The 5,808-nt window shown below is 66.3% G+C and carries 4 protein-coding genes and 1 pseudogene; all 5 read left to right on the forward strand.

The window, feature by feature from the left end; all coding sequences use genetic code 11:
- Positions 1-262 precede the first annotated feature (262 nt).
- Positions 263-654, forward strand: a pseudogene (locus TSO221_RS34355) (helix-turn-helix transcriptional regulator).
- A gap of 107 nt (positions 655-761) precedes the next feature.
- A complete protein-coding gene (locus TSO221_RS34360; RefSeq protein ID WP_109122941.1) occupies positions 762-2,522 on the forward strand; it encodes a methyl-accepting chemotaxis protein in 1,761 nt (586 codons plus the stop codon).
- A 372-nt stretch (positions 2,523-2,894) separates the two neighbouring features.
- Positions 2,895-3,104 carry a hypothetical protein gene (locus TSO221_RS35240; protein ID WP_146209005.1) on the forward strand — a complete coding sequence of 70 codons (210 nt, stop codon included), beginning with the start codon at positions 2,895-2,897 and terminating at the stop codon, positions 3,102-3,104.
- 198 nt (positions 3,105-3,302) lie between these two features.
- Positions 3,303-5,489, forward strand: a complete 2,187-nt coding sequence (locus TSO221_RS34365) for an MASE4 domain-containing protein (RefSeq protein ID WP_109122942.1) — start codon at positions 3,303-3,305, stop codon at positions 5,487-5,489.
- Positions 5,486-5,808: response regulator (locus TSO221_RS34370; RefSeq protein WP_146209006.1), on the forward strand; the 323-nt coding region annotated here is incomplete at its 3' end. The genes TSO221_RS34365 and TSO221_RS34370, both read left to right, overlap by 4 nt.

The following is a 5,808-nucleotide window of genomic DNA, read 5'->3' on the forward strand; positions in this document are numbered from 1 at the left end:
TCGCTCGAGGCTTGGCCGGCGCCGCTATCGCCAACCAGCCGGCGCTCTGCGGGCGTCCCTCCGCGGGCGTCCACATCGGCGGTCTTCGGCAGGGAAGAGGTTCCCTGCCAACAGCCGCCGCGTCAAACCTTCACTCCGTCAGCACCGACTTTCGAAACGGGCTGTGAGAAGCACGCGCGCTACGGTCCGCATCGCACAGCCAGCGCGGGAAAAAACACGCAAGCGCATCCCGCAACCGAAGGCGTGAGCAGGAGGAGATTTCGTGGACGTCGAATCAGGGGCGAAGCGCAAAGGGCGCGGTCGCAGACCGAAGGCCGGGACCGGCCTGGACACGGTGATACCCACGTGGGCAGCCGGCTGCGGCTGCGCCGCACGCTGCTCGGCCTGTCGCAGACCGAATTGGGACGGAGGGTCGGCCTGACGTTCCAGCAGATCCAGAAGTACGAGAAGGGTGGGAACGGCATCGCCGCGTCGCGGCTCTGGCCGTTGGCGGACGTGCCCGACGTGCCGGTCAGCTTCTTCTTTGACGACATGCCGGCCGCGGTGCCCGGCGCCCCTGAATCCTTCGATCCTGAAGCGTTGATGCCGCCGCTGGGGCGGCGGGAGACGCTGGAGCTGGTGAAATGCTACTCCCTATTCCGCAATAGCAAGTGATCGCTTCGATCATGCCCTCCCTTGATCAAGGATTATTAACCTTCATTGAGGTAAGCATCATCTCCGAATGATGCTCCCCTTTCCGGGGACCGCCTGCGGAGCGGCTTATGGTCAAGAATCTCAGCATCAAGGGTAAGATCGGTCTGATCCTGGCGATCAGTGTCGTCGGTCTCGGCGGCGTCGTCGGCATCGCGCTCGCCAACATGCGCGCGCAGATGTTCGGCGACCGCGAAGCCAAGGTGAAGAACCTGGTTGAGGTGGCCTACAGCCTCACCGCTCACCATGAGGCTGAGGTGAAGGCGGGCCGCATAACGCAGGAACAGGCGCAGAAGGCGGCGCTCGCCGCGCTCTCTCAGCTTCGCTACAACGGTACCGACTATTTTGCCGTGCTCGACGCCAAGGGCATCACCGTCGCACACGCCAACCCGCAGCAGATTGGCAAGGACCTGTCCGGCGCCAAGGATCCTAACGGCGTCTTCTTCGTGCGCGCGATGATGGACGCCGCCCGTGCCAACCCGGAGGGTGGCTTCGTCCGCTACGCCTTTGCCAAGCCGGGCGGTGACCCCAACCAGCCACAGCCCAAGCTGGCTTACGTGCGCGCCTTTGCGCCCTGGGGGTGGACGCTGTCCACCGGCATCTACATCGACGACGTGGACACCGCCTTCGCCACCGAGGCGTGGCGCCAGGGCATCGTCAGCGCGGTGGTCATGCTGTTGGGCGTGCTGGCGACGCTGCTGATCGGGCGGGCGGTGGTGCGGCCGATCCCCGGCATGCAGGCGGTGATCTCCGCCGCCAGCACCGGCGACCTGACGCGCACCGCCGCAGCCGACGGGCGCGACGAGATCGCCGCCATGGCTCGCGACTTTAACGGCCTGATCGGCACGCTGCGAGACAGCATCGCGCAGGTGGGCGAGGCCAGCGCCTCGGTCTCCTCGGCGTCGGTGGAGCTGAACGCCTCGGCCGGCGACATGAGCCGCAACGCCGAGCGCATGAACGAGAAGGCGGACAGCATCACCCATGCGGTGACCCAGGTGGTGCGCGCTGTCGGCGACCTGTCGGCCGTAGCCGAGCAACTCGCCGCCAACGCCGAGACGGTCGCCGCCGCCGCCGAGGAGATGGGCGCCTCGATCAGCGAGGTGGCCCGCCACGCTGCCGACAGCTCGCAGGTGGCGCACCGGGCCTCCACCGCCGCCGAGCAGGCCGGCAGCGTGTTGCACGCCGCCGACGGCGCCATCAAGCAGGCCGTCGGCAACATCCGCGGGCTGGCGCAGGCGAGCACCGAGATCGGCCAGGTCATCAAGGTGATCTCCGACATCGCGCAGCAGACCAACCTGCTGGCCTTGAACGCCACCATCGAGGCGGCGCGGGCCGGCGAGATGGGCAAGGGCTTCGCGGTGGTCGCCAACGAGGTGAAGAATCTTGCCACCCAGTCGGCCAAGGCCACCGAGGAGATCGAGCAGAAGATCACCGCCACCCAGGAGCAGACCGAGAGGAGCGTCGCCTCCATCGACGAGGTGGCGCGCATGATGGAGCGGGTGAGCGGAGCGATCTCTTCGATCAACGGCGTCATCAGCGAGATTGACGCGATCGCCGGTTCCATCGCCCACGAGGTGCAGCAGCAGAGCGCCACCACCGCCGAGATTGGCCGCAACGTCTCACAGGTCGCGACAGCCGCCAAGGAGGTCGCCAAGGACACGGTGGAGACCTCCAGCCAGGCTCGGGTGGTGAAGGAGGCCGTGGAGTTCCTGGCCCGCATCGCTGGCGAGACGGCTGGCGGGGCGACGGAGACGTCGGCCGCGGCCAACGAACTCGGCCGTCTGGCTGCCGAGCTGGACCAGATGGTGTCCCGCTTCAGGCTGCGAGCGTAAGTGGAGGTGCCAGGATCGTCCCCGCCGAGTGGTGTCCGATGCCGATGGCAAGCAGAGTGTTTCTGCTGTCGGCATCTTGCTGGGTTTTCACGCGAACGCCGGCCGCCAGTGGAAAGGCGTGCCGTCGCGGATGGTGTCTGGATCATCGGTGAGGGCGTTGTATCGGTCGCCCAAGGCTTGGTCGACAACACCCAGGTCGTCGACGTGATCGTTGGCGACCGCCTTCCGGAGCAAAGGCCATCTGTGGCGTTCTCTCCGACTTGGCCGCGCTGACCGCCCCGGACGGTAGTTTGCCCCGACTCCCGCGGTCCTCTGCGGACGCTGCGGCCCTGTCGGGTGCGGCGCGGCCGGCAACCGGACAGGAGACAGACCATGGCGACGATCGGCACCTTCACCAGGGACGGCGACGGCTACGCTGGCCTGGAGTTCGACGATTCGCAATCTCTTCGCGTCTATGGTGTGCAGTCTCATCGCTGCCTGGCAATATTATTGCTATACAAACGCAATGCCCGATACAAAGTACAGATGAATGCGATGGGTATCTATCTTTTTGCCCATAGTTTCTCTTGTGAAATATTGTGATTACGACGCCTCTTGCTATAGGTTGCAATCGATACTTTTGATATAGCGGTATGATTGTTGGAGGGTGGCCGATCGCGATAATTGCCAAGACGCCTGTTCTAGGGTTGTGTGTAGGCAGATCGTTTCGGCAATAGCGGGTCGGCAGAGGCCATCCCCCACGGGAACGTCGAGTGCTTGGCCGTTTGTGAGGAGGCGGTGATGCACCGAGACCTCGATGTCGCCGCTCCCGTCGCCGAACCGGCCGGGGCCCGCAGGACGGCTGCCGGCGGAATCCTGGAGCAAGGGCATACGTCCCTGGCAACCATGCCGGCCAGCCCGGGCGAACAGCGCTTGGCAATTTCCGTGATCGTCTTGTCGATCATCGTCTTCGCCGCAGCCGCACCCTTCGCCCGTCTGCCGCTCGCCAAGGTGCCGGCGTTCATACCGATTTACGAATCGGCGCTCGTCATCTGCGACCTCATCACCAGCCTCCTGCTTTTCGGCCAGTTTGCCCAGCGGCGGTCGCCCGGCCTACTGGCGCTGGCCGCCGGCTATCTGTTCGACGGGTTGATCATCGTTCCGCACGCGCTCACCTTTCCGGGCCTGTTTTCCGCGACCGGCCTGCTGGGGGCCGGAAGCCAGACCACCGCTTGGCTCTACATGTTCTGGCACGGCGGTTTTCCGCTGTTCGTCATGGGGTATGCCGCGCTGGAAGGCCGGAACCGGACACCGGGCACCCCGGCGCGGCGATGCCTGGGCGTCTGGGACGCCGTCGGCGCCGCGACCGGTGTGACAGGCGTGGTGATCGCGATGACGCTGCTGACCACGGCCGGGCAGAATCTCCTGCCCGTCATCATGGACGGCCACGGCTACACGCCGGTGATGATGATCGTGGTGACCACCGTCTGGATCCTGAGCTTGGTCGCGCTGCTCGTCCTGTGGCGCAAGCGGCCGCGCTCGATGCTCGACCTCTGGCTCATGGTCGTCCTGTGCGCATGGCTGTTCGACATCGCGCTCAGCGCCGTTCTCAACGCCGGGCGCTTCGACCTCGGCTTTTACGCCGGCCGCATCTATGGGCTTCTGGCGGCAACCTTCGTGCTAGCGGTGCTGCTCCTGGAAACCAGCGGACTCTACAGCCGGCTCGCCCATGCCAAAGCGGCGCTTGAAGATCGGGCGCTCCAGCTGGCCGACGACGTGCAGGAAAGCGTCGCGGCCCGGCAGAGCACCGAGGAGCAGTTGCGCCAGGCCCAGAAGATGGAGGCGATCGGCAACCTCACCGGAGGCATCGCCCATGACTTCAACAATCTTCTCGGCGTCCTCATCGGCAACCTCGACCTTGTCCGCGAGCGCGTCGCGGACGATCGCGATGCGTTGGAGTTGGTGGACGCCGCGTTGGACGCGGGGCTGCGCGGGGCCGAGCTCAACAGGCGGTTGCTTGCCTTCTCGCGGCGCCAGACGCTCCAGCCCGAGGAGGTGGACGTCAATGCGGCCATCGCCGGAATGGTCAGGCTGCTGCGCCGCTCCCTCGGCGAGCGCGTGGAGATTCGATTGGCCTGCGGCGACGGGATCTGGTCGGTGAAGGTCGATCCCTCGCAACTCGAAACGACGATCGTCAATCTCTCGGTCAACGCCCGGGACGCCATGCCCCAGGGCGGAAGCCTCGTGATCGAAACGCTCAACACCACCCTCGATGTCGCCTATGTCGATGGCCACGAGGAGCTTGCCCCTGGCGACTACGTGGTGGTGGCGGTTTCGGACACCGGCGCGGGCATGTCGCCCGAGGTGCTCCGCCGGGCGTTCGACCCCTTCTTCACGACCAAGGCGGTGGGCAAGGGAACGGGCCTCGGGCTCTCCATGGTCTATGGCTTCATGAAGCAGTCCGGTGGACACGTGAACATCTATTCGGAAGCCGGCAGGGGCACCACGGTGCGGCTCTATCTTCCTCGCCTGCACACGCCGCGCGCCGCGCGGTCCGCCGCCGCCGCCGAATCGACGCCCCCGGCGGCACACGGCGAGCTGGTCCTGGTGGTCGAGGACAATCCGGACATGCGGCGGGTCGCCGTGCGGCAGCTTGTGGAACTGGGCTATCGGGTGGAGGAGGCCGAAAGCGGGGACCGTGCGCTGGCGCGGGTCGGCGATGGTCTCCGACCCGATCTTCTGTTCACCGACGTGATCATGCCGGGCAGTCTGGACGGCATCGAACTGGCCGACCGCCTGCGCGCCCGGATCCCCGGCTTGCCGGTGCTGCTCAGTTCGGGGTTCACCGAGCGGGCCGTCCTGAGCACGCGGGTGCAGGACCGGCCCGTCGGCTACACCCTGCTGGCCAAGCCCTACCGCAAGGCTCATCTCGCCCAGGCCCTGCGCCGCGCGATCGAGCGGCGGGAGGAGAAGGAGGCGCCGCCGTGAATACCCTCTTCGTCGTCGATGACGAGCGCGCGTTCGCCGACTTTGTCGTCAAGGTCGCCACGACGGCCGGATACGAGGCGACGGCCTGCGATTCGGTGGTGGCGCTCCGCCGGGAGATGGAAGGGGGATGGCCCTCGGTGCTGGTCCTGGACCTGCAGATGCCCGAGACGGATGGCATCGAGCTGCTGCGAGAACTCGGCGAACAGCGCTGCCCGTCCAAAGTGGTGCTGATCAGCGGCATGGACGAACGGGTCTTGGATGCCGCCTACCGATTGGGAAGCGAATTTCGTCTCGTCATGGCGGGGGCGGCGCGCCAACC

The sequence above is a fragment of the Azospirillum sp. TSO22-1 genome (assembly GCF_003116015.1).
Classification (GTDB): Bacteria; Pseudomonadota; Alphaproteobacteria; order Azospirillales; family Azospirillaceae; genus Azospirillum.